Origin of the sequence: Clostridium polyendosporum (assembly GCF_018332455.1) — a bacterium.
Classification (GTDB): domain Bacteria; phylum Bacillota; class Clostridia; order Clostridiales; family Clostridiaceae; genus Clostridium_AY; species Clostridium_AY polyendosporum.
On the sequence record NZ_BOPZ01000085.1, the window covers coordinates 1 to 388 of the forward strand.

Annotated in this window: 1 rRNA gene; it reads left to right on the forward strand. The window is 52.3% G+C overall.

What is annotated here, in order from left to right:
- Window positions 1–388: ribosomal RNA gene (locus CPJCM30710_RS17510) — 23S ribosomal RNA — on the forward strand; the annotation flags it as partial.

The window sequence follows — 388 nt, forward strand, 5'->3', positions numbered from 1 at the left end:
CCTCAGGAAGGCTCGTCCGCTGAGGGTTAGTCGGGACCTAAGCCGAGGCCGAAAGGCGTAGGTGATGGACAATCGGTTGATATTCCGATACCACTGCTTATCGTTATTACCGAAGGCGTGACGCAGGAGGATAGGGTGTGCCAGCTATTGGATGCTGGTCTAAGCACTTAGGAAGTCAAGGGAGGCAAATCCCTCTTGATAATTCTGAGGTGTGATGGGGAAGGCTCATAGAGCCGAAGTGCCTGATTCCACGCTGCCAAGAAAAGCGTCTAGGAAGAGAAGTAGTGCCCGTACCGCAAACCGACACAGGTAGGTGAGGAGAGAATCCTAAGGCCATCGGAAGAATTGCAGTTAAGGAACTCGGCAAATTGACCCCGTAACTTAGGGA